The sequence below is a fragment of the Nonomuraea sp. H19 genome (genome assembly GCF_052068215.1).
Classification (GTDB): Bacteria; Actinomycetota; Actinomycetes; order Streptosporangiales; family Streptosporangiaceae; genus Nonomuraea.
On the sequence record NZ_JBQHCV010000009.1, the window covers coordinates 252,919 to 274,932 of the forward strand.

At 71.3% G+C, this 22,014-nt stretch carries 20 protein-coding genes; 13 read left to right on the forward strand and 7 right to left on the reverse strand.

From position 1 onward, the window contains the following. The first annotated feature begins 82 nt into the window (after window positions 1-82). Complete coding sequence (locus ACTMTI_RS22070) at window positions 83-688, forward strand: TetR/AcrR family transcriptional regulator (RefSeq protein WP_441122342.1); 606 nt, start codon at window positions 83-85, stop codon at window positions 686-688. A gap of 25 nt (window positions 689-713) precedes the next feature. On the opposite strand, the gene xseA is transcribed toward ACTMTI_RS22070, so the two are convergent. After that, complete coding sequence (gene xseA / locus ACTMTI_RS22075) at window positions 714-1,943, reverse strand: exodeoxyribonuclease VII large subunit (protein WP_441122343.1); 1,230 nt, start codon at window positions 1,941-1,943, stop codon at window positions 714-716. A 90-nt stretch (window positions 1,944-2,033) separates the two neighbouring features. Beyond that, a complete protein-coding gene (locus ACTMTI_RS22080; protein ID WP_441122344.1) occupies window positions 2,034-2,987 on the reverse strand; it encodes a hypothetical protein in 954 nt (317 codons plus the stop codon). Window positions 2,988-3,087: 100 nt separating this feature from the next. Between ACTMTI_RS22080 and ACTMTI_RS22085 the strand changes: the two genes are divergently transcribed. Beyond that, window positions 3,088-4,056 (forward strand): 4-hydroxy-3-methylbut-2-enyl diphosphate reductase, encoded by a 969-nt coding sequence (locus ACTMTI_RS22085; RefSeq protein ID WP_441122345.1) that lies wholly within the window; start codon window positions 3,088-3,090, stop codon window positions 4,054-4,056. On the opposite strand, the gene ACTMTI_RS22090 is transcribed toward ACTMTI_RS22085, so the two are convergent. Next, entirely contained in the window at window positions 4,053-4,562 is a 510-nt protein-coding gene (locus ACTMTI_RS22090) for a DUF6542 domain-containing protein (RefSeq protein WP_441122346.1), read from the reverse strand. The two genes, ACTMTI_RS22085 and ACTMTI_RS22090, sit on opposite strands and share 4 nt — an antisense overlap. Window positions 4,563-4,577: 15 nt before the next feature. Beyond that, window positions 4,578-5,843 (reverse strand): DNA recombination protein RmuC, encoded by a 1,266-nt coding sequence (gene rmuC, locus ACTMTI_RS22095; protein ID WP_441122479.1) that lies wholly within the window; start codon window positions 5,841-5,843, stop codon window positions 4,578-4,580. A 133-nt stretch (window positions 5,844-5,976) separates the two neighbouring features. Here rmuC and glpX point away from each other — a divergent pair, with 133 nt between their 5' ends. Continuing rightward, entirely contained in the window at window positions 5,977-7,005 is a 1,029-nt protein-coding gene (gene glpX, locus ACTMTI_RS22100) for a class II fructose-bisphosphatase (protein WP_441122347.1), read from the forward strand. Here the strand turns inward: glpX and ACTMTI_RS22105 are convergent, their stop codons facing one another. After that, entirely contained in the window at window positions 7,006-7,656 is a 651-nt protein-coding gene (locus ACTMTI_RS22105; RefSeq protein WP_441122348.1) for a DUF1707 SHOCT-like domain-containing protein, read from the reverse strand. A gap of 54 nt (window positions 7,657-7,710) precedes the next feature. Continuing rightward, the gene (locus ACTMTI_RS22110) at window positions 7,711-8,262 is read right to left on the reverse strand and encodes a TetR/AcrR family transcriptional regulator (RefSeq protein WP_441122349.1); all 552 of its coding nucleotides are present in this window, start codon (window positions 8,260-8,262) and stop codon (window positions 7,711-7,713) included. 71 nt (window positions 8,263-8,333) lie between these two features. Here ACTMTI_RS22110 and ACTMTI_RS22115 point away from each other — a divergent pair, with 71 nt between their 5' ends. Genes ACTMTI_RS22115 through ACTMTI_RS22125 form a run of 3 tightly spaced genes read left to right on the forward strand, consistent with a single transcriptional unit; the run spans window position 8,334 to window position 10,590 of the window. Then, window positions 8,334-9,041 (forward strand): SDR family oxidoreductase, encoded by a 708-nt coding sequence (locus ACTMTI_RS22115; protein WP_441122350.1) that lies wholly within the window; start codon window positions 8,334-8,336, stop codon window positions 9,039-9,041. Next, on the forward strand, window positions 9,038-9,835 hold the full coding sequence (locus tag ACTMTI_RS22120) for an SDR family NAD(P)-dependent oxidoreductase (protein ID WP_441122351.1): 798 nt from the start codon (window positions 9,038-9,040) through the stop codon (window positions 9,833-9,835). Before ACTMTI_RS22115 ends, ACTMTI_RS22120 begins: the two co-directional genes overlap by 4 nt. Before the next feature lie 59 nt (window positions 9,836-9,894). Further along, window positions 9,895-10,590: a DUF998 domain-containing protein gene (locus ACTMTI_RS22125; RefSeq protein ID WP_441122352.1), complete on the forward strand. Its 696-nt coding sequence runs from the start codon at window positions 9,895-9,897 to the stop codon at window positions 10,588-10,590. On the opposite strand, the gene ACTMTI_RS22130 is transcribed toward ACTMTI_RS22125, so the two are convergent. After that, complete coding sequence (locus tag ACTMTI_RS22130) at window positions 10,568-11,161, reverse strand: TetR/AcrR family transcriptional regulator (RefSeq protein WP_441122353.1); 594 nt, start codon at window positions 11,159-11,161, stop codon at window positions 10,568-10,570. The genes ACTMTI_RS22125 and ACTMTI_RS22130 overlap by 23 nt on opposite strands. 108 nt (window positions 11,162-11,269) lie before the next feature. Here ACTMTI_RS22130 and ACTMTI_RS22135 point away from each other — a divergent pair, with 108 nt between their 5' ends. The 7 genes from ACTMTI_RS22135 to ACTMTI_RS22165 all read left to right on the forward strand — a co-directional run bounded on the left by ACTMTI_RS22135 (window position 11,270) and on the right by ACTMTI_RS22165 (window position 22,013). Then, a complete protein-coding gene (locus ACTMTI_RS22135; protein ID WP_441122354.1) occupies window positions 11,270-12,436 on the forward strand; it encodes an MFS transporter in 1,167 nt (388 codons plus the stop codon). 117 nt (window positions 12,437-12,553) lie between these two features. Beyond that, a complete protein-coding gene (locus ACTMTI_RS22140; RefSeq protein WP_441122355.1) occupies window positions 12,554-12,856 on the forward strand; it encodes a hypothetical protein in 303 nt (100 codons plus the stop codon). 567 nt (window positions 12,857-13,423) lie between these two features. Next, window positions 13,424-14,200, forward strand: coding sequence for a conjugal transfer protein (locus ACTMTI_RS22145; protein ID WP_441122356.1), 777 nt, complete (start codon window positions 13,424-13,426; stop codon window positions 14,198-14,200). 81 nt (window positions 14,201-14,281) lie between these two features. After that, window positions 14,282-14,527: a hypothetical protein gene (locus ACTMTI_RS22150; protein WP_240778098.1), complete on the forward strand. Its 246-nt coding sequence runs from the start codon at window positions 14,282-14,284 to the stop codon at window positions 14,525-14,527. Window positions 14,528-14,581: 54 nt separating this feature from the next. Further along, window positions 14,582-17,275, forward strand: coding sequence for a TcpE family conjugal transfer membrane protein (locus ACTMTI_RS22155; protein ID WP_441122357.1), 2,694 nt, complete (start codon window positions 14,582-14,584; stop codon window positions 17,273-17,275). A 47-nt stretch (window positions 17,276-17,322) separates the two neighbouring features. Next, window positions 17,323-19,800 (forward strand): ATP-binding protein, encoded by a 2,478-nt coding sequence (locus ACTMTI_RS22160; RefSeq protein WP_441122358.1) that lies wholly within the window; start codon window positions 17,323-17,325, stop codon window positions 19,798-19,800. Continuing rightward, window positions 19,797-22,013 carry a type IV secretion system protein gene (locus ACTMTI_RS22165; protein ID WP_441122359.1) on the forward strand — a complete coding sequence of 739 codons (2,217 nt, stop codon included), beginning with the start codon at window positions 19,797-19,799 and terminating at the stop codon, window positions 22,011-22,013. Before ACTMTI_RS22160 ends, ACTMTI_RS22165 begins: the two co-directional genes overlap by 4 nt. Window position 22,014: the final 1 nt, after the last annotated feature.

The window sequence follows — 22,014 nt, forward strand, 5'->3', positions numbered from 1 at the left end:
GTCAGCTCCCTATTATCCGGAGAAATCTCCGGTTCGTAGCCTAACCGGAGAGTTCTCCGATTGCCAGTTGTATGCTCCAGGCGTGCGCGGACATCGATCGTTGCCCGTCGTCGGGCAGCCTCAGCCGGAGCGGGCCGATGCCGCACGCAACCGGCAGAAGATCATTGAGGTCGCGGCCCGGATGATCGCCGAGCGTGGCGCCGACGAGCTCTCGCTCGACGAGGTCGCCCGCGTGGCCGGCGTCGGCGTGGGCACCGTTTACCGGCGTTTCGGCGACCGTTCCGGGCTGGTCTACGCGCTGATCGACGAGCGCGAGCGGCAGTTCCAGTCGGCGTTCCTCACCGGCCCGCCGCCGCTCGGGCCCGGCGCCGCGGCCACCGAGAGGATCACGGCCTTCCTGCACGCGCTGGTCGATCGCATCGTGGCCCAGCAAGCGCTGTTCGTGCTGCTGGAGAAGGGCGGGAAGGGCAACGTGTACGGCGGCGGGCCCTACCGGGTGCACCACATCCACCTGGCCACCCTGCTCGCCCAGGCCTGCCCGCACGCCGACGCCGCCTACCTGGCCGACGCGCTGCTCGCCCCGGTCAACGCGTGCCTGATCGCGTTCCAGCGCGAGGAGCGCGGCATGACGATCGGCGAGATCAAGTCCGGCCTGGCCGCGCTCGTCGCGGCCGTCACGGGCGCGTAGGCCGCCGGCCGTTCGGCGGGGTCGGTCAGGCGTCTCCGGTCTTGCCGCGGTCCTCGGCGCGTACGGTCACGCGGTCGTCGGACAGGCGGATCGTCAGCAGGGCGCCGGGTGAGATGTCCTTGGCCAGGCGTACCACCTCGCCGGACGGATGCTGGACGATGGCGTAGCCGCGCTCCAGCGTGGCCGCCGGGGACAGCGCGATCAGCCGGGCCCGCAGGTGGACGAGGTCGTCGGCGGCCCGGTCGAGGGACCCGGACAGCGACCGTCTGGTCCGCTCGCGCAGCGCGTCCACCTGCTCGGCCCTGCGCTCCAGCTCGCGGACTGGATCGGCCAGCGACGGCCGCGAGCGTACGGACGTCAGCCAGGACATCTCGCGGTCGAGCCAGCCGCTGACCACCCTGCGTCCCCGGTCGCGGAGCTGGCGCACCAGCGTCAGCTGCTCGCCCACGTCCGGCACGACCTTCTTGGCCGCGTCGGTCGGGGTGGACGCGCGCACGTCGGCCACCATGTCGAGCAGCGGGCTGTCCTGCTCGTGGCCGATCGCGCTCACGACAGGGGTGCGGCAGGAGGCCACCGCGCGCACGAGGGTCTCGTCGGAGAAGGGCAGGAGGTCCTCCAGGGAGCCGCCGCCGCGGGCGATGACGATCACCTCGACGGAAGAGTCCGCGTCGAGCTTGCGCAGGGCCTCGGTCACCTCGCCCACCGCGTAGGGCCCCTGGACGGCCACCTCCTCGACCTGGAACCGCACGGCGGGCCAGCGGCGGCGGGAGTTTTCCAGCACGTCGCGCTCCGCCGCGGAGTCGCGGCCGCAGATGAGCCCGATCGTGCCCGGCAGGAACGGCAGCCGCCGCTTCCTGTCGGCGTTGAACAATCCCTCGGCGGCCAGCAACTGCCTGAGCCGCTCCAGCCTGGCCAGCAGCTCGCCCACGCCGACCGGGCGGATCTCCATCGCGGTGAAGGCGAACGAGCCCTTGTTGACCCAGAAGTCCGGCTTGACGTGCATCACGACCCTGGCGCCGTCCGCCGGGCGCGGCACGGCCGCCTCGTAGACGCCGCGCGGCGCGGTGACTCTGGCGGACACGTTGGCGACCGGGTCGCGCAGGGTCAGGAACACCGTGCCGCCACGCGCGCTCAGATCGGTGATCTGGCCCTCGACCCAGACCGTGCCGAGCCTGCCGATCCAGCCGCCCACCATCTGCAGGACCGTGCGGATCGGCAGCGGTGACTCTGGCGAGGTCTTCGAGGTCGAGGTCATGGCGGAAAGACTACGCGGGGAAGCTCGTTTCCCCGAAGGAAGCTTCTTCGTCGGTTGTTGGGGGGCTCGCGGGGGCTCGCCCCCGTGGGACTACTCTCCGGTCTGCAGCTTGGCGAGGCGGTTCTCGAACATCCGCACGACCTCGGGCCTTGCCTGCGTCGCGTGCTCGTAGGCCAGGAAGTCGCCGATCTGCTCGGCGGTCTTGCCGCGCATCCTGGCGCGCAGCGAGGCGACGGTCAGCTCGGAGTAGCCGGGCAGCGGCTCGACCAGCTCCGCCGCCGCGGCGGGCGCGGCAGCCTTGGTGGGCTCGGCGGCCTTGTCGGCCTTGTCGGCCTTGGGGGCCTTGGCGGCAGCGGGCTTGGCCTTCGGCTTCGCGGCAGCGGCCGCCTCGGGAGCAGCGACGGGCTCTTCCGCGACGACGGGCGCCGGCTCGGCGGCGGGCTCTTCCGCGACAACGGGCGCCGGCTCGGCGGCGGCAACCGGCTCGGCAACCGGCTCGGCAGCCTTGGCCTCAACGGCCTCGGCGGGCTTCGGCTCGGTCACCGGAGCCGCGGCAGCAGGGGCCTCGGCGGGCTTCGGCTCGGCGACCGGAGCCGCGGCAGCAGGGGCCTCAGTCTTGGGAGCGGGTTCGGCGGCCTTGGGCGCCACCTCGGGCTCGGCGGTGGCGGCCGACTCGCTCTTGCCTGCCGGGGCGAAGATGACCGGGTCGGGCTTGGTCTTGGCGACGCCGTTGGGCTCGGCCGCGCTGGGCCGGGGCGCGAAGATGACCGGCTCCTTGCGAGCCGTCTTCTCCTCCTCCGCCGGCGGTGCGGCGACCTGGTCGGCGGCAGAGGAACGGGAGTCGTACAGCTCCTCCTCGCGCTCCTCCTTGCCGCCACGGCCCTTGATCGAGTTCTTCACCCGGTCCACCAGCAGCAGCGCCTGTCCTGCGGCGCTGAGCGTGGTCTGGATGACGAGGAGCGGCAGGTCCTTGGCCTTCTCCTTCAGCTCGTCCTTGTTGGTAACGGTCTTGGCGATGTTGCGTATCACGTCGCTAAGGGACATGACGTCTCCCTGGGAGGTCAGTTTTGGACGGCCAGTCTGGCAAACCGCGGGCGACCACGCTTGGGCGGGCCTGATGGCCGCTCCACGTAGCATAGAAAGTATGGAGCCCCAAACCCCTTCTTCCCGCCGAGTCCTCGTAGCCAAGCCTCGTGGCTACTGTGCCGGAGTCGATCGAGCCGTGGTCGCGGTCGAGAAGGCTCTGGAGCAGTACGGCGCCCCGATCTACGTACGCAAGCAGATCGTCCACAACACCCACGTCGTCAAGACGCTCGAGGCCAGGGGCGCCATCTTCGTCGAGGAGACCGAGGAGGTGCCCGAGGGGGAGATCGTGGTCTTCTCCGCCCACGGCGTCTCGCCCGCCGTGCACGGCGAGGCGAAGCAGCGCGGGTTGCGCACGATCGACGCTACCTGCCCGCTGGTCACGAAGGTGCACAATGAGGCGAAGAGGTTCGCCGGCCAGGACTTCGACATCCTCCTGATCGGGCACGAGGGCCACGAGGAGGTCGAGGGCACCTCGGGCGAGGCCCCCGAGCACATCCAGCTCGTCGACGGCCTCGACGCGGTCGACAAGGTCGAGGTCAAGGACCCCAGCAGGCTGGTGTGGCTGTCGCAGACCACGCTGTCGGTCGACGAGACCACCGAGACGGTGACCAAGCTGAAGGAGCGCTTCCCCAACCTGCTCGACCCGCCCAGCGACGACATCTGCTACGCCACGCAAAACCGGCAGATCGCGGTCAAGGAGATCGCCGCCGAGTCCCAGCTGGTGATCGTGGTCGGCTCGGAAAACTCCTCCAACTCCAAGCGCCTGGTCGAGGTGGCCAAGGACTACGGTGCCGACGCCTCCTACCTCGTCGACAACGCCTCCTTCATCCGCGACGAATGGCTCGACGGCGTCACCACGGTCGGCCTGACCAGCGGCGCGTCGGTCCCCGAAGAGCTGGTCGACGAGGTGCTCGCGCATCTGGCCGAGCGCGGGTTCGGCGAGGTGAGCGAGGTCGAGCCGGTGCACGAGAGCGTGCGCTTCGCGCTGCCCCACGAGCTGCGCAAGGACCTCAGGGTCGGCTCCTAGTCCTCACCGCGCGGCGTCCCATACACCTTGGGCTCGAAATAGCCCTCAGGCTCGGGCACGAACGGCTGGCGCGGGCGCGGCACCTCCGCGCCCGCCTTCAGCTCCTCGCGCAGGTCGCGTACGTTGTCGCGCAGCCCGCGCCGCCACGCCACGCCCAGGACGATGGCCGAGCCGGCGAACAGCCACGGCGCGCCCCCCGTCAGCGACGTGTAGAGGCCGAGCGCCAGCGACTGGACGATCGACACCGAGCCGAACGCCCGCCCGAGCTCGACGAACAGCGTGGCGCAGAAGAACACCAGCGGCGGCGTCACCACCAGCGACAGCAGCTCGCGCCGGTTGACCAGGAGCACGCCGAGCAGGCTCGCCAGCACGAACGCCGCGCCCACGATCTGCTGGATGTCGAGCAAGGCCGTCAGCACGTAGCCCACCAGAGTGGCGACCAGGGCGAGCGCGATGGCGCCGCGAGCGGTCAGCCTGACAGCCGGGCGCCTGCCCTTCTCACCCACTGGCCCACCCCCCTTTTACTGCGACCCGTTGGCCAACTTACCGTTCGAATGGGGAAGCAGTGAGGTGGTTTCGAGCAGTTCGGGGGAGGCCAGGGGTCTCGGGAGGCCGTCCAGCATCGCCGGCGCGTCCAGGTCGCCATCCACTACGCCCAGATCGTGCAGCTTGCGCGCTGTGACCAGAACGCGGCTTTCGAGCGATCCGATCGACTTGTTGTACGCCTCCACGGCCCGCGTCAGCGCCCTGCCCAGCGACTCCACGTTCTTGCCGAGGGACGACAGCCGCTCGTACAGCTCCTTGCCCAGCTCGAACACCGCCCGCGCGTTCTCGCTCAGCGCGGCCTGCTGCCAGGCGTAGTGCGCGGTGCGCAGCATCGTGATCAGCGTTGTGGGCGTGGCGATGTGCACCCGCCGCGTCATGGCGTATTCCAACAGGCTGGGATCGCGTTCGAGGGCCGGGGCCAGGAAGGCCTCGCCCGGGATGAACAGCACCACGAACTCCGGCGACGGGTTGAAGCCCTGCCAGTAGGCCTTGGCGGCCAGCCGGTCGACGTGCTCGCGCACGTGCCTGGCGTGCGCGTCGAGCCGGACCGTGGCCAGTGACTCGTCCGAGGCCTCGGCGGCCTCCAGATAGGCCGCCAGCGAGACTTTGGAGTCGACCACGATGTTCTTGCCGCCCGCCAGCCGCACGACCATGTCGGGCCGCATGGAGCCCTCCGTGACCTGCTCGTCGAAGTCGCAGTAACGCTGCATCCCAGCGATCTCGGCGACCCTGCGCAGCTGGAGCTCGCCCCACCGGCCGCGGGCCTCCGGCCGTTGCAGTGCCCTGACCAGGGCGGTGGTCTGGGAACGCAGCTGCTCGTTGCTCTGGCGGACGAACTCCATCTGCTTGGCCAGCTCCGCCCGCGCCACGCGCTGGCCCGACTCGGTGTCGCGCAGCTGCGCCTCGACCCGCGTCAGGGCGTCCTTCAGCGGCTCCACCAGGTGCTCGACGGCCTGCTTGCGCTGGTCGAGGTCGCCCGCGGCCGCCGCGCGGCCGGCGGCGAGCCGGGTCTCGGCCAGCTCGAGGAATCGGACGTTGTTGACGTCGAGCGCGCGCGTGGACAGCGCCTGGAAACGGTCGGCGAGCTGCTCTTCGACGTAAACCAGCTTCTCGGCGGCGGACTTGGCGCGCGCGTCGGCCTCGGCCACCCGCACCGCCGCCCGCGTCCTGGCCAGGAGGAACCCGATGACCAGCCCGACGGCGAGACCGATGACAAGCGCGACGACGTCCACTCCATCGATGATTGCAGGACATCGGGCGCCGATCCGCCAGACACGCTCTGGGCGCGCGTTCCCGCCGAGGGAGATGATCCGCCTCTAGGCGGGAATAGGAGGGCAACTACGATCGAGGAAGTTGTCGACGAGGAGGCCTATCATGTCCGATTCGGTACCGGCGGCGCTCGCCACTGGTGAGCACGCCCCTGATCGCAACCTGGCGATGGAGCTCGTCCGGGTCACGGAGGCGGCCGCGATGGCCGCGGCGCGGTGGGTGGGCCGAGGCGACAAGAACGGCGCCGACGGCGCGGCGGTCAACGCCATGCGCCAGCTGATCAACACGGTCTCCATGAACGGCGTGGTGGTCATCGGCGAGGGCGAGAAGGACCACGCCCCGATGCTCTACAACGGCGAGCACGTGGGCGACGGCAGCGGCCCGGACTGCGACGTGGCCGTGGACCCCATCGACGGCACCAGGCTGACCGCGCTCGGCATGCCCGACGCGGTGTCGGTGATCGCGGTGAGCGAGCGCGGCTCGATGTACGACCCGTCGGCCGTGTTCTACATGGAGAAGCTGGTCACCGGCCCGGAGGCGGCCGACGTGGTGGACATCGAGGCTCCCGTGTCCGCCAACATCAACGCCGTGGCCAGGGCCAAGCACTGCTCGGCCTCCGACGTGACGGTGGTGGTGCTCGACCGGCCCAGGCACGAGCGGCTGGTCAAGGAGATCAGGGAGACGGGCGCGCGCATCAAGTTCATCACCGACGGCGACGTGGCCGGCGCGATCATGGCGGCCCGCACGGGCACCGGCATCGACCTCATGCTGGGCATCGGCGGCACGCCCGAGGGCATCGTGGCCGCGTGCGCGCTCAAGTGCCTGGGCGGCGTGATCCAGGGCAAGCTCTGGCCGCGCGACGACGCCGAGCGCGGCCGCGCCATCGACGCGGGCCACGACCTGAGCCAGGTGCTCACCACGAACGACCTGGTCCGCTCCGACGACGTGTTCTTCGCGGCCACCGGCATCACGCACGGCGAGCTCATGCAGGGCGTACGCTTCCGCGCCGGCTCGGCGGTGACGGAGTCACTGGTGATGCGCGGCCGTTCCGGGACCATCCGCAAGATCCAGAGTGAGCACCAGCTGTGGAAGCTGCGCGCCTACAGCGCGATCAACTTCGACACCGCGGGGTGATCAGCGGCGGCGCTTGCGGCGGGGCGGCTCCTTGACCTTGACCTCACCGGCGAAGTTGGTGGTGCGCACCTCGACCACCGGTGCGCCCGGCTCGGTCGGCTGCTTGGTCAGGCGGACCGTCTTGTCCTTGGCGACCCTGATCACCTCGAGGTCCTCGGGCACGTGGATCTCCAGCCCGCCGAAGACCAGCGTGGCGTTGATGACGACCCGCCGGTTCTGCAGGATCGCGTCGCGGAGGTCCAGCTTGGTGGTGCCGAACATGGCCGTCACCGTCAGCTCGGCGGGCACGACCCAGCGCCCGCCGCGCTGCTCCTTCTTGAAGATGGCCGACACGGGCTTGCCGTCGAGGTTGAGCGGCTGCTGATCGGCAGGCAGCAGGTCGGTGGTGAGCTGGGCCAGCTCGCCCAGCGTGCGCGCGGAGTAGAGGACGCCGAGCCGCTCCTCCAGCTCGTCCAGCGTGAGCCGGCCATCGGCGTGCGCGTCCTGGAGCACCTGGGCGATGCGCTCGCGGTCGGCGTCGGAGGCGCGCAGTTCGTGCGGCGCCGGCACGTCGCCTGTGGCGGGCGGGCGGCGGGCCGACGCCCACTCCTCGGCCAGCCTCTCTCCGACTTCCTGCAGCTTCGGCAACCAGGATCCCGCGCGTTCGTTCACACTTCTGACGATATCTGGCGCTCACGCGATTCGCTCGTCCCGAACGGCGGCTCCTCAGCGCATTCGCGCCAGCAGCCCGGCGATCTCGTCAGCAAGCTCCTCGTTCACCGCGGCGTGGCGGTTGAGCAGCCGGTACCACATGGCGCCGAAGATGAGATCGACGGCCAGCTCCGGATTCACGCCGGCGGGCAGGGCGCCGCGTTCGAGCACGGAGCGCAGGGCGCGGCGGCGCGGCCCGATGATCTTTTCACGTAGGTCGGCGGCCAGCTCGGGGTCGGACTGGGCGTCGGCCATCAGCCCCACGACGACCTGCCCCGCGACGCCGTTCGCGAACGCGAACGTCTGCCGCAGGAACGCCACGAGATCGGCCTCCGCGTCACCGCCGGCGGGCGTCGGCTCGATCTCCTCGGTCACGATCTCGGTCAGGCCCTCCAGCAGCACCTGGGCCTTGGTCTGCCACCAGCGATAGACGGTCTGCCGCCCGCTGCCGGCGGCCTCGGCGATGCCCTTCATGGTCACGCCCTGGTATCCGTCCCGGGAGCACAGATCGAGCGCCGCCCGGAGGATCGCTTTCCTGGCAACTTCGCTGCGTGGTCTGCCTACCATGCCGCCCACTTTACAAGACATCGTGCCTCGTTTATATTCGAGGCAAGATGTCTCGTATTAGGAGGAAGACGATGAGAGTCGTCATCGTGGGCGGCACGTCGGGCATCGGCCTGGCCACGGCGGTGCGACTGGCCGCGGGCGGTGCGGAGGTGGTCGTCACCGGCAGGTCGCGCGAACGGGTCCAGGCGGCGCTGAAGCAGCTCGGCGACCAGGCGTCGGGGCAGGCGGTCGACGCGTGCGACACAGACGCGATGCGGGCCCTGTTCGCCGGGCTGGGCGCGATCGACCACCTGGTCGTCACGGTGACGCGGCGGGGCGGCGGCGGGCCGCTGAGCACACTGACCCGTGACGGGCTGCTCGACGCCGTGGAGGGCAAGCTGGCCCCGCACCTGCTGACCGCGCAGGCCGCGCTGGACGTGCTGGCCCCCGAGGGCTCGATCACGTTCGTGACGGCCGCGTCGGCGGGCGCGCCCTTCCCGGGCATCGCCGCGCTGGCCGCGGTGAACGGCGCCATCGAGGCCGCCGTCCCCGGGCTGGCGGTGGAGCTGGCGCCCATCAGGGTGAACGCGGTCTCGCCCGGCGTCATCGACACCGAATGGTGGTCGGAGGCCGGCGACGCGGCGCGGGCCGCGTTCTTCGAGGCCGCCGCCGCGAGCTCGCCGGCCGGCCGCGTCGGCACGCCCGACGACGTGGCCGCGGCGATCGAGTACGCGGTGCGCAACACGTTCGTCACCGGCACCGTGCTGACGGTGGACGGCGGCGGCAGGCTGAAGAAATGAGGACGATTCTGATCACCGGGGCCACCGGCGGCCTCGGCGGGGAGCTCGCCCGCAGGCTGGCGGCGGCGGGCGACCTGGTGGTCGTGCACGGCCGGGACCCCGACCGGGTGCGCGAGGTCCGCGAGCGGATCGGGGGCCGGACCGAGGGAGTCGTGGCCGACCTGGCCGAGCTGGCCCAGGTCGAGCGGATGGCGGCCGAGGTGCTCGACCGGTTCGACCGGCTCGACGTGCTGGTCGGCAACGCCGGGATCGGGGGCGGCAAGCCGTTCTCCGGGCGCCAGGAGAGCGCCGACGGCATCGAACTCCGCTTCGCCGTGAACTACCTGGCCGGATACCACCTGACCCGGCGGCTGGTCCCCCTTCTGGTGGCCTCGGCGCCGGCGCGCGTGGTGAACGTGGCCTCAGTGGGCCAGCAGGCCATCGACTTCGCCGACCCGATGCTGACCGAGGGGTACGGCCGCCAGCGCGCCTACGCCCAGAGCAAGCTGGCGCAGATCATGTTCACGTTCGACCTCGCCGAAGAGCTGGCCGGCACGGGCGTGACGGTCAACGCGCTGCACCCGGCCACGTTCATGAACACCGCCATGGTCCGCGAGGCCCTGGTGCCGCCGATCAGCAGCGTGGGCCAGGGGGCCGACGCCACCCTCCGGCTGATCGACGAGCTGGACGGCGTCACCGGGCGTTACTTCGACCAGCGGCGCGAGAGCCGGGCCCACGCACAGGCGTACGACCTCGAGGCCAGGAAACGGCTGCGCGAGCTGAGCGACGAGCTCGTCCGGCGCGCGCCGGCCTGAGAAACCCGGAATCTCCGCGCACTTGTCTCTGTTGATCCAGACAAAGGGGAGGTGTGTGCGTGCATCAACCGGCACGATGGGGACTCGCCGCCGTGGGCGCGGGCATCACGGTGATCGTGGGCCTGGAGCTGACGAGCCTCGACGAGATGAACCCGATCAGGCGTACGATCAGCGAGCACGGCCTCGGCCCCGACGGCTGGATCTTCGGATGGGGAGTGGGCCTGCTGGCGGCCGGGTCGGTCGCCATCGCGGTGTCGCTCGCACGCAAGAGGCTGGCCGGAGCCTTCGGCACGGTCGCGCTCCTGGCGTGGAGCGTGGGCCTGTTCCTGACGGCCTGGTTCGAGAAGCACGACTGGTCGGTCGGGCCGAGCATGAGCGGCAGCATCCACCGGGTGGGCAGCTTCGTGGCCTTCCTGAGCCTGCCGCTGGCGGCGGTGATCATCGCCCGGCCGTGGCGGCATCGCGAACGATCCGAGCTCCGGAGGTCCGCGCTGGTGGCGTTCGGGCTCGGGATCTGCTCCGTGCTGTGGGTCGTGGGGATCGGCGCGGTGATGCTGATCGGGGCCGGCAACGGGTTGGCGTGGTGGCGGGTCATGCCGCTCGGTCTGGTGGAGCGCGGCATGGCGATCACGGAGGTGGCCGCGTTGCTCGCCCTCGGCGTGTGGGGCGCGGCCAGGCGACTGGACGGCGGCGAGGTCGTCTCGCCTGCCGCTGAACAGGTCTCGGCGGGCGCTAAGCAGGTCGCAGCAGGGTGATGAGGTCGTCCACGTAGCCTCTGAAGACGGCCACCATGTCGACCTGCTCCGGGTCGATCAGCCACTGCGTCTGCAGGCCGTCCATCATCGCGATCAGCCGGTCGGCGTGCGCCTCGGCGTCGAGATCGGCGCGGAACTCGCCGCGCTCGGCCCCCTTGCGCAGCGCCGCCGCCATGTCCGCGCGTAGCCGCCGGTAACGCCGCCTGGCCCACTCGTGCCCGGGGTGGTCCGCGGTCACGGCCTCGCCGCTGATCACCGAGAACAACTGCACCAGCCCTGGCACCCGCGAGTTGTGCTCCACCACGCCGACCAGTGCCCGCAGCGCGTCGACGCCGCCCGCCGCCCGCAGGTCGAACCTGCGTAGGTCGAGCGCGTCCCGATAGTCCAGCACCGCGACGAGCAGCCGTTCTTTGCTCTTGAAGTGGTGGAGCAGCCCGGCCTGGGAGAGCTCGGCGCGCTCGGCGATGCGCGCCAGCGAGGCCCCCCGGTAGCCGCTCTCGGCGAACTCCAGGAGCGCGGTGGCGAGGATGCGCTCCCTGCGCGCCTCGCCCGACGCGTAGCCGCGTTTCACCCCGGCACCTTATCTCCTGCTGGATCTTGTGCTGGCGCGACGCCTGGACCTGCCGCTAACCTGACCCCGCCTCACGTTTGCTCACCCCCCAATCAGCAGGAGGCCGCCGTGCCGTCCCCACGTGATCGCCAGGCCCGTGTGGCCACGTACCTCGTGTACGCCGTACAGGGCCTGTCCTTCGCCTCGCTGCTCATCCAGGTCGCGAACCTGCAGGCCAAGCACGGGCTGGACGAAGGCACGCTGACGCTCCTGCTGCTGATCGTGCCCGTGTTCGCGGGGGTCGGCAGTGTGGCGGCGGGCACGTTCGCCGCCCGGCTGGGCAGCAAGCTGCTGCTGCGCATCGCTCAGCCGGTGGTCGCCGCCGCCGTGGTGCTGACGGGCCTCGCGCCGAACGTGCCGCTGCTGGTGCCGGTGCTGCTGCTGTTCGGGGTGGCGGTGGGCGCGGTGGACGCCGGCATGAACATGCAGGGAGTCGCGGTCGAGCGCAGGTACGGCATCCAGGTGCTGAACGGCTTCCACTGCGTGTGGAGCGCCTTCAGCATGGCCGGGGCGCTGTGGGCGTCGGCCGCCGCCGATCTGCCGCTGCCGCTCGTCATGGCGATCCCCATGGTCTTCGCCGTGGCCGGCTCCCTCTACGCGGGGCGGGACCTGTGCACGGCCGAGGAGGAGAAGGCCGACGGCGCCGCCGCGGCGGTCGCGGGCCGGTTCCCGTGGCGGCCCATCATCCCGCTCTGCCTCGCCATGGGCTTCCTGTACGTCGGCGACGCCGCGGTGTCCAACTTCAACACGGTGTTCATGAAGGACGTGCTGGAGGCGGGCCCGAGGGTGCTCCCGCTGGCCTACGCCGCCTACCAGGCGACCACGCTGGCCGTCAGGCTCGGCGGCGACTTCGCGGTCAGGCGGTACGGCTCCGCCGCCATCGTGAGGATCGGCGGCGTGATCGCCACGCTCGGGTTCCTGGGCGTGGTGCTCGCGCCCAACCAGCCGCTGGGCGTCGTCGCGTTCGCCCTGACAGGGGTGGGGCTGTCGGTGGTCGCGCCGCAGTCGTTCTCGGCGGCGGGCAAGCTCGACCCGGCCGGGACCGGGGTGGCCATCGCCAGGGTGAACCTCTTCAACTACGTCGGCTTCGTCGTGGGGACGGCCCTGGTGGGCGCCATCGCGGACGCCGCGGACCTGCGGGTGGCGTTCGTCGCCCCGCTGGTGCTGACCGCCGCGATCATCGCGCTCGCGCGGGGCTTCCAGCCGAAACAGGCCGCCGAACCGAGCTCGGCCTGACGCCTGACCGCCGCGCCGGTCAGGCGTCATGACTGCTGTGTCAACCGCTCCGGGCCCCCGCGCGTCGAATCGTCACGGCGTTCACGCTGACTCGGGAGGCCCCTCATGATCCGTCGCATGATCCGGAAACGACGCTCCGCGCCCGCCCTGACGGGCATCAGCCTTGAGGAGGAGCTCGCCCTGATCAGGGTCGAGCTCATGTACGGCCTGCGCGTCAACCGGGAGGCATACCTGCGCAGGAAGGTCGACGAGCGTAACGAGATGGCCGGCCGCATGCGTGACCGCGACGCCGCCGACATGCTGGCCGACCTGCGCGGCTCCCTGGAGCGGGCGGTACGCCCCGTCAAGAGCGTGACGACGGTCGTGGACCTGCAGAGCAGGCGGCCGGAGCGCCCCGCGCAGGATGCCGAGCCCGCCTGACCGGCGCCCCGCTCGCCACCCCATGCCGGACCCGCAGGGCGTGAGAGTCCATGCCTATTTTGGACAGGGATCCGTGGCTGCCGCGCTATGCGATTTTAGGCATTTGGCCTGGTCAAAAGGCGATTCCACCGGGAAGTGACAGGAATCGGCACTGGGGCCTGTCATACGTCCCCGGTTTGCCGTGAGGGCGGTCGTGCCTGCAGCATGGGCGTGGCTTTCCTGGAAGAATGGCGGGACCGGATAGGGTGACTACTTCACCGCGGATGATGGGGATCGGCAACGGACGACACCGCGCCAGCCGGGGGGATCGGCGCGAGCGGAGGCGTGATGGCTCGTAGGTCTACCGTCCAGCACGATCCTCGGATCGCTGGCGAGCCCGAGCTTTCCGCACGCCTGGAGACGGCTGACTTCGACGCGCCGCCACCACGCAGGCCGCGCCGTGGCGGCTGGTCCGGCGGCGGTGGACGGTGGCTGGTGTGGACCGGCCGCATCATTCTTTGGGCGCTTATTCTGGTGATCGTGGTGAATGGGGTGCGTGCCCCATTTGAGCGGTTTACCCAGCAAGAAGTGGCAACGCCCAATGGCGCCGTGGTGGCGAACAGCGGATTCCCCGCTGACAAGGGCATGGCCTTCGCCGCGCAGTTCGCCGGCGTCTATCTGAATTTCAGCCCCGAAGACGCAGCCAGCAGGCAGGGCAAGCTGACCGCGTTCCTGCCCGACGCCACGGACCCGCAAATGGGCTGGGACGGCTACGGCAAGCTGGCGGCCGTCGCGATCCAGCCGTACGACATCGAGGCGTCCGACGCGCACAACGCGGTGGTCAGCGTGTCCTTCCAGTCAGGCCGCCGCAGGATGATGCTGTCGGTCCCGATCTACTATTCGGGCGACGACGCCGGAAAGCGGTTCGTCGTCTCCGGGCGTCCGGCGATCCTGCCCGCCCCCGCGCCGGCCGAGCTGCCGCAGGTGGCCCCGCCGGAGACCGACGACGCGGCGGCCGCGGAGCTCAAACCCCAGCTGGAGGGCTTCTTCAAGGACTACGCGTCCGGCGACGCCACCGCGCTGCAGCGCTACGTCGCCGCCGGCAAGAGCCTGCCGAACTTCGGCGGCGCCTTCACCTTCGCAGAGCTCAAGGAAGTCGTGGTGCCTGTGGGGGGTGCCACCAGAGAGATCCAGGCGGTCGTCGTGTGGGTCGTACCGAACGGCGAGACCCAGCCCACACCCAACGCCACCGACCCCGCCGCGGTCGGCGCGCGGTTGGAGCAGGCCTACCGGCTGACCGTCGAGAAGCAGGGCGACAAGTGGTTCGTCGCCGACATCCGCGGCGCCGGCCGGGTCGTTGGATAGAGGCGCGGCCGCGCTGCTGATCGGTACCCCCCGGGAGGACAAGAAGTGACCTTGAAGACCGTACTGCTGACCTTGATCGAAATGACGCCGGCGCCTACGTCGACCGGCATCGACACCGGAGGGCTCGCCGACTTTCTGCGCGCCTTCTTCGCCCCGTTGTTCCTCGTCGTCGTCTCCGTGGTCGCGCTCTTCTTCCTCTTCACCCGCGAGATCACGCGATTCGTGCAGTTCCTCATCCTGGCCGTGGCCATCGGAGTGATCTTCTACGTTCCCAACATCATCGAGGTGACGGCGAAGGCAATCGCCGGCGCACTGGGCATCAAGTAAGGGTTGAGACCGTCCGGTGGCGGTCATGTACGAGCGGGTGGAGAGGAGGACCGGGTGGACCTGCCCACGTATACGAACATCTGGCGCATTGAGAAGCGGCTCTACAAGGTCTACGACCTACGCCTGCCGATGCCGCTGCCCATCGTCTGGATCGGCGTCTTCGTCGGGGTGTTCGTACCGTGGTCGCTCCTGCTGGTCCTGGTGGGCGTGCCCGTGGAGATGCCGTGGCACGTGCTGTTCCTGGTGCCGCCCGGGATCGTGACCTGGTTGTCCACCCGTCCCGTCATCGAGGGCAAGCGGCTCACCGAGGTCCTCGAATCCCAGCTCCGCTACCTGGGCCAGCCCAAGGCCTGGTACCGTCTCGCGCCCACGTCCGAGGCGGAGACGATCACCTTCTCGGTGCGCGTCTGGCGCATCGCTCCCGCGCGGTCCAGGTCGAAGGCGGCGCGCAAGAGCCGCCACCCGCAACGCAGGCGGGAGAACCAGGGGATCATCGGGCCCCGGCAGGTGCGCCCCGCCGTCGCGGCCGCGGCCGCCGCGGCCGGCCAGGCTCCCGTCGCCGAGCCGGCGACCGCGCGCACCGGCTGGGGCGCCCGCCGTGGCGCCGCGCCCGCCCTGAAGGCTCACGTACGCCAGACGGCCTCGTCCCCGGCACCCGCGTCCGGCACGGGGCCGGTACGGCACGAGGAGGGACTCTCAGGCGGCTCTGGGCGGCGCCAGGAGCTGCCGCCGGCCGCTGTCCATGGGGACGAACCGCCCAGCACCGAAGCCACGTCCGCTACGGGATCCGCGCCCGCCCCGGCGTCGGCCGAGCGCGAGCACACCGGCTGGAGGGACAGAGCCAAGAGGTTCGGCGCTCGGCGACCATCCGCCCGGGAAGCGGCGCCCCGCGAAGAGGCCGGGCAGCAAGCGGCGGACGGCAGGGACCCGATCGAGGACGATGCCGCCGTCCGGGGCCGGGAGGCCGCCGCGACGCAGCCCGCCACCCTCGAGCCGGGCGGCGCTCTTGTGCGCGCGACGGAGGCCGAGGCCGAGCGTGGGCCGGATGCCCTTTCCGCCACGGCCCGGGAGTCCGAGGCCGCGGTGGCGGGTCGGGAGCTCGCGGATCAGGAGCAAGGCGCAGGCCGGGAGCTCGCGGGCCGGGAGCTGGACGTACCGGACGGCAGGAGCGGGCACGAAGCGCCGGGAGAGGCTGAGGCGCGGGCCGCTCGTGGGGCGGTCGTGCCGATCAAGACGGCGGAGAGCCGCAAGCCCGCCGGGGGCAAGCCCATCGACACCGAGGCGCTGCGGCGGCTGCGGCGGCTCGCGGCCAGTGCCGACGCGCCCGCCGACCCGCCCGGCCCTACGGAGAGCGGGTCGCGGGAAGACGAGCGGCACGAGGACGAGATCGCGCGGGACCAGCACAGGAAGGGGCAGCCGCCCAGGCTGGGCCCGGCGCTGGTGCTGTCGGGCCCGCAGCGGGTCTGGCCGCCGCTCAACCCGGACGCCAAGCCCTTGCCCCGCACCGGCCGGGCCGACCCCGCCGCCGCACGCGGCGCGACAACGGGCCTAGGCGACTCCGCCCCGCAGCCCCCGCCCCAGACCGGCGACGTCCCGATCAGGCCAGGCCCGATCGGTGACGCACCCGACAAGCCTGGTTCAGCGGATGACGTGCCGAGCAAGCCGGCTCCGGCGGCCGGCGTGCCGAGCGAATCTGATCCGGCGGCCGGTGGCCGCAGGGCCGGTGGGGTTGACCAGCGGCCTGGTGAGCTCGTTGCGCCGGTCCCGGTGCCCGGGCCGATCGATGGCCGGGTGCGCAGGCTCGAGTCCGTCGTCGGGCGCGACTCCGGCAGCGGGTGGCGGCGGATCGCCCAGGTGGTCGTCGGCGGGCCGGGCGTGCGCACCGACGGGTCCGAGATCGACGAGGCCAGGGCAAGGGGGGTGTTCAGCGGCAGCCGGAGGGTCGTCGTCCTGGGCTGCACCGGCGGAGCCGGACAGAGCACCACGGCGCTCATGCTCGGCCACACCTTCGCCCGATATCGCGACGACAGGGTCGTGGCCGTCGACGCCAACACCGGCGGCAGCACCCTGACCAGCAAGATCCAGCCCGAGACTCCCGAGACCCTCACCTCACTGCTGTCCGGGCTCGACCGGGTCAGCGGCTACCTCACGATGCGCGGATACACCACGAGGACGGCCTCCGGGCTCGAGGTGATCAGCGCGGACACCGACGCGGGCGCCGAGCAGCGCCTGGCGGACCGGTCCTTCTTCTCCGACCACCGGCTGGGCGGGTCCATGCGGCTGCTCGACCGGCACTACAAGCTGGCCGTCATCGACCCGGCCGCCGCGCTGGCGGCCCGGCTCCTGCCGTACGCGGACCAGCTCGTCCTGGTGGTCCCCGCGAGCGAGGAAGCGTCGGAGGCGGTGGCGATGACGTACGAGTGGCTCGACGGGCACGGCTGCGCGGAGCTGCGCAGGCGTGCGGTGATGGTGGTCAACGGCGTGAGCAGGCGTTCGATGAGCGACGTCGAGCAGGCGGAGTCGGTGGCCAGGGGCAGGTGCCGGGCCATCGTCAGGGTCCCCTGGGAGGACGATCTGGCGCCGGACGGCGCGGAGGTCGTCGATCCGGGGCAGTTGCGCGCGGCCGGGCGGCGGGCCTACCTCGCCCTCGCCGGTGTCGTGGTCGCGGGCTTCGCGGCACAGACCGTACGACCGAGCGAAGAGGAGTTGGCGAGTGACCCCCCGGGCACGAGAATCGGTGAGCGATAAGTGAACAAGCGAGCAGGTCTGGCCCGTTCATGCGCCGAGGGGGCGGCATGAGCAGGGCGTCCCGAGCGCACCAGCGCCTCGCGGTCCGCTATTTCGACGACCGCATCCTGCTCACAGCCACCTGCGCATGGGCGTACTTCCGCCTTCCCACGGTCAGCTACGAGTTCGTCACGCCCGAGGAGCGCGAGGCGCTGGCCACCAACATCACGATCGCGCTGGCCGCGATCAGGATGCCCGACGCCGAGGTCCATCTTCGGGTCGCGCACCGCACATACCCCGCCGCGGAGTGGGCCATGGCGCTCAATGCCACGTCCGACGAGGGGCCCGGCTGGCGCGACTACCTGGAGGAGATGTACCGGCACGTCTGGGCGAAGGACTTCTGGACCAAGGAGGTCTACCTCGGCGTACGGCTCGGCCCGCGCGGCAAGCAGCTCGGCAGCGGCGTGCTCGCCCAGGTCTTCGGCTTCTACCAGAAGACGGAGAAGGCGCTCGGCATGGAGGACGACCACGTGCCCGACAGCGAGATCGGCCGGTGGACCGAACAGGCTGAACGCCTGGGCCGAGCGCTCGCGTCGAGCGCCCTCTACGCCCGTCACGCCACCTCCGTCGAGGTGGCGTGGTTGTTCCAGCACGCGGCCGCGGGCGCGCTCGGCGACCCGCCGCCGTCGGCCAGCCCGAAGCGGCGCTGGGGCAGGGGCGAGATCGAGTCGCTGGTCGAAGGCGAGATCCACAACGGCAGGTCGCTGCTGCGCATCGTGCAGCCGCAGGGCGACTCCTACGTGGCCCATCTGTCGTTCGCCCGGTTCCCCGACCTCATGCCGTTCCCCGACGGCGAGCCGTGGATGCACTTCGCCGACCAGCTTCCGTTCCCGGTGGAGATCTCGTCGCGGATGCGGCTGATCCCGCCGGTCAAGGCGTCGAAGGACGTGGCGCGCAAGCTCGCGCACGCCCGCGACATGGACCACCACATCCGCGAGGCCGGCGCTGAGGCGCCGCTGGCGCTGGCCGAGCAGATCGACGCGGCCCGGATGCTGGAGCACGGGATCACGAAGGAGCGGCTGCCCTTCGTGTACGGCTGGCACCGCCTGATCGTGTCGGCCCCGACCGAGGACATCTGCGTGCAGCGGGTGGAGGCGGTGGTCGAGCACTTCCGCGACATGGGCATCGACGTGGTCAACTCGACCGGCGACCAGTTCTCGCTGTTCTGCGAGGTGCTGCCGGGCGAGAAGGTACGCATCAACGCCTACGCCCAGCGCCAGCCGCTACGCACGATCGCGGGCGGGATGGCCACGGCGACCGTGGACCTCGGCGACCGGCTGGGGGAGGGCAGCGAGGGCTGGCTGGGCCCGTACATCGGCGAGACCGTCGGCCGCGCCCGCAGCATCGTGCACTTCGACCCGCTGGTGGCGGCCACCCGCAACCGGCCGACCGCCATCGCGATCACCGGCGAGCCGGGCGGCGGCAAGACCACGCTCGCGCTGCTGATGATCTACCAGATGGCGCTGCGCGGGGTGACGGTCGCGGTGATCGACCCGAAGGGTGACGCCGAGTCGCTCGTGCGACTCCTGGAAAAGCGCGGGCGCAAGGCCCGGATCATCCCGCTCGGCTCGGCCGCGCCGGGGCTGCTGGACCCGTTCTCGTTCGGCGATGACATCGCGGCGAAGAAGACCATGGCCACCGAGACGTTGCGGCTGCTGCTGCCGCGCATGTCGGAGGAGCGCGAGTCGGCGATGATCCAGGCGGTGGCCGCGGTCTCCAACGGGCCCGACCCGTCGCTCGGCAAGGTCGTGGACCACCTGGAGCAAGCCGACGACCCGGCGTCGAAAAACCTGGGCGCGGTGCTGCGCTCGATGTCGGAGATGCGCCTGGCCAAGCTCTGCTTCGACCCGTCGGGCGGCGACCAGATCGACACCGAGGGGTGGACGACCGTGTTCACGCTGGGCGGGTTGACGCTGCCCGACGTGGCCACGACCAGGGAGGACTACTCCTACGAGCAGCGGCTGTCGGTGGCGCTGCTCTACCTGGTGTCCCAGTTCGCGCGCCGGCTCATGAACGGCCTCGACCGGCGCGCCCCCAAGGCGATCTTCCTGGACGAGGCGTGGGCGATCACCTCGACTCCCGAGGGGGCCAAGCTGGTGCCCGAGGTCAGCCGCATGGGCCGCTCCCGCAACACCGCGCTCGTGCTGGTCTCGCAGAACGCGGGAGACCTGCTGAACGAGCAGGTGACCAACTGCCTGTCGTCCGTCTTCGCGTTCCGGTCCACCGAACGGGTGGAGGTGGACCACGTCATGTCCCTGCTCGGGGTGGAGCCGTCGGAAGAGCACAAGGCCGTGCTGCGCTCGCTCGGCAACGGCGAATGCGTATTCCGCGATCTGGATGGCAGGGCGGGCCGGATCGGAGTAGACCTGATCTCCGAGGAACTGCTCCGTTGGCTCGACACGAATCCGACACACGACAAACCCGACGGCGACGGGCATGATGATCTTCAAGGGGGCGTGGGCAGAGCGCAGGAGGTACGGTCATGAAGATCCGGCTATCCCGACGACTCGCGCTGGTTCTCGCGCTCGTCACCGGCATTCTCGTGGTTCCGCTGGTCCTGGGAGGCATGTCCGCGCCGGCCGCGGCGGCCCCATGTGACCTGTCGGGCCCGCTCAACCCCGAGATGGTCGGCGGCGGCACCGACGGCCTGATCCAGGCGCCGCCGCCCGCGGGCGGCCCGCAGGCGCCGACCACCAACTACGGCCAGTTCGGCATGAGCGGCCAGTTCTGGCACACCCACGACCTGGGCTGCTCCGACTACGTCGCCGTGCTCGGCAACATGTGGGCCAACGGCATCTTCACCGCGGCCAAGGCCATCGACCGGCTGACGATCACCACCTACCAGGCGGCGGCCACCGAGGGACCGCTCCAGTCCATCAAGGACGTCGTCGACGACATCGTCCAGAGGCTTGCCGACGCGATGTACTGGGAGTTCCTCCAGCCGATCGTGATCCTCGGCGCCATCTGGCTGGCCTGGTACGGGCTGATCCGCAAGCGCGCCACCACGACCGCCGAGGGCGTGATCTGGATGGTGCTCGCGGTCACGGTGGCGGTCTGGTTCTTCAGCCGTCCCGGCGACTTCACCGGCCTCGGCAAGGTCGTCACCGACAAGACCGGCGAGGTCGTCAACTCGGCCTTCTCCGGCCTGCCGGGCGCGGGCGGGGCGTCCTGCCTGCCGCCGCCCGGCGGGACCGGCCCGCAGGTCAAGGCCGGCGGCTACGCCCAGACCGGCACGCCGGGCGTGGAGCAGAACGCCGACGCGCTGTGGTCCACGCTGGTCTGCAAGCCGTGGCTGGTGGGCCTGTTCGGCACCGCCGACCCGCAGCAGCCCATCGTGCGCGACTGGGGCCGCAAGGTGCTGGAGATGCAGTCGGTCCCGCCGGCCGTGGCCGGCCAGCCGGCCCCCGACGTGGGCGCCCGCCAGTCCGAATACGCCTCGCTGGCCGAAAAGCTCAGGAACGACCCCCGCTACACCGTCTTCTCCGGCCGTGACTGGTCCAACCGGCTCGGCGTGGCCGTCGGCGCGTTCATCGCCGCCATCGTGGCCGGCCTGCTCATCTTCCTGGTGGCGGTCTCGCTGCTGGTGCTCAAGGTCGGCTTCCTGCTGTTGCTGATACTCGGGCCGGTGTTCCTGCTGATCGGCGTCCATCCGGGCAGCGGCCGCATCATCGCCCTGCGCTGGGTGGAGATGCTCGTCGGCACGCTGCTCAGACAGGCGGTCCTGACGCTGGTGCTCAGCGTCCTCGTGTACGGGTACGCCCTGATCATCTCCACGGCCATGCCGTGGGGGCTGCAGGTGCTGTTCATGGCCCTGCTGACGATCGCGGTGTTCTTCTACCGGCGGCCGTTCCAGCACCTGTTCGCCTCGATCAACGGCCACACGGTCACCACCCGCATGCTCGGCGACGCCGCGAGCTCGTCCGTGCTCGAACGGTCCGCGGCCGTGCTGCCGCCTGTCGCCTCGAACCGGATCGGCCGCTGGGGCCTGCGCAAGGCCGAGCCCCTCATCAGGGCGGCCGGCGCGGCCCATCCGGGGGCGGCGGCGGCGACGGCGGCCGCGACCGGCCAGGTCCGGGTACGCGCCGAGGAAGGGGAGGGCGCCCAAGCGGGCGCCCGGGTCCCGGCCACGGCGGCGCCGCTCGACACCGACCAGCAGGGCGGCAAGACGGCCGGCCGGGCGCCGCTGGAGCCGCGCAGGGGCACCGCGCCGCCGCTCAACCTGGGCGCGACCCGCACGCGCGGCGGCGGCCCCAGGGTTTCCGGCACGTCGGGCTCCGGCGCTTCCGGCGGCTCGGGTGGCTCCGGCGGCTCGGGTAGCTCTGGTGGCGGTGGCGGCGGCTGGTTCGGCGGCCGGTCGGGCGGTGGCTGGGCGTCGCGCGGCGGCTCGTCGGGCGGCTCGCGTAACGGTTCCTCCCGCGGATCGCGGTTCAGCGGCACCGGGGGCTCCCGCTCTGGCGGCACGCCTTCACGCGGCTCGAGCGGCGGCCTGTTCGGCGGCTCCAGCAACGGCGGAGGCAGGCCCAGCAGGTCCACGGGCGGCGGCTCGCGGTCGGGCGGCCCGCGGATCTTCGGCTCCGACGACCCGTCCTCCCGCACGTCCGATGCGCCGCCGCTGTGGCTGCGCAGCAGTGGTAACGGCGGCTCCGACAACCCGTCCGTGCCCTTCTGGCTCAAGCCGAACAACCCGGACAAGGACTGAA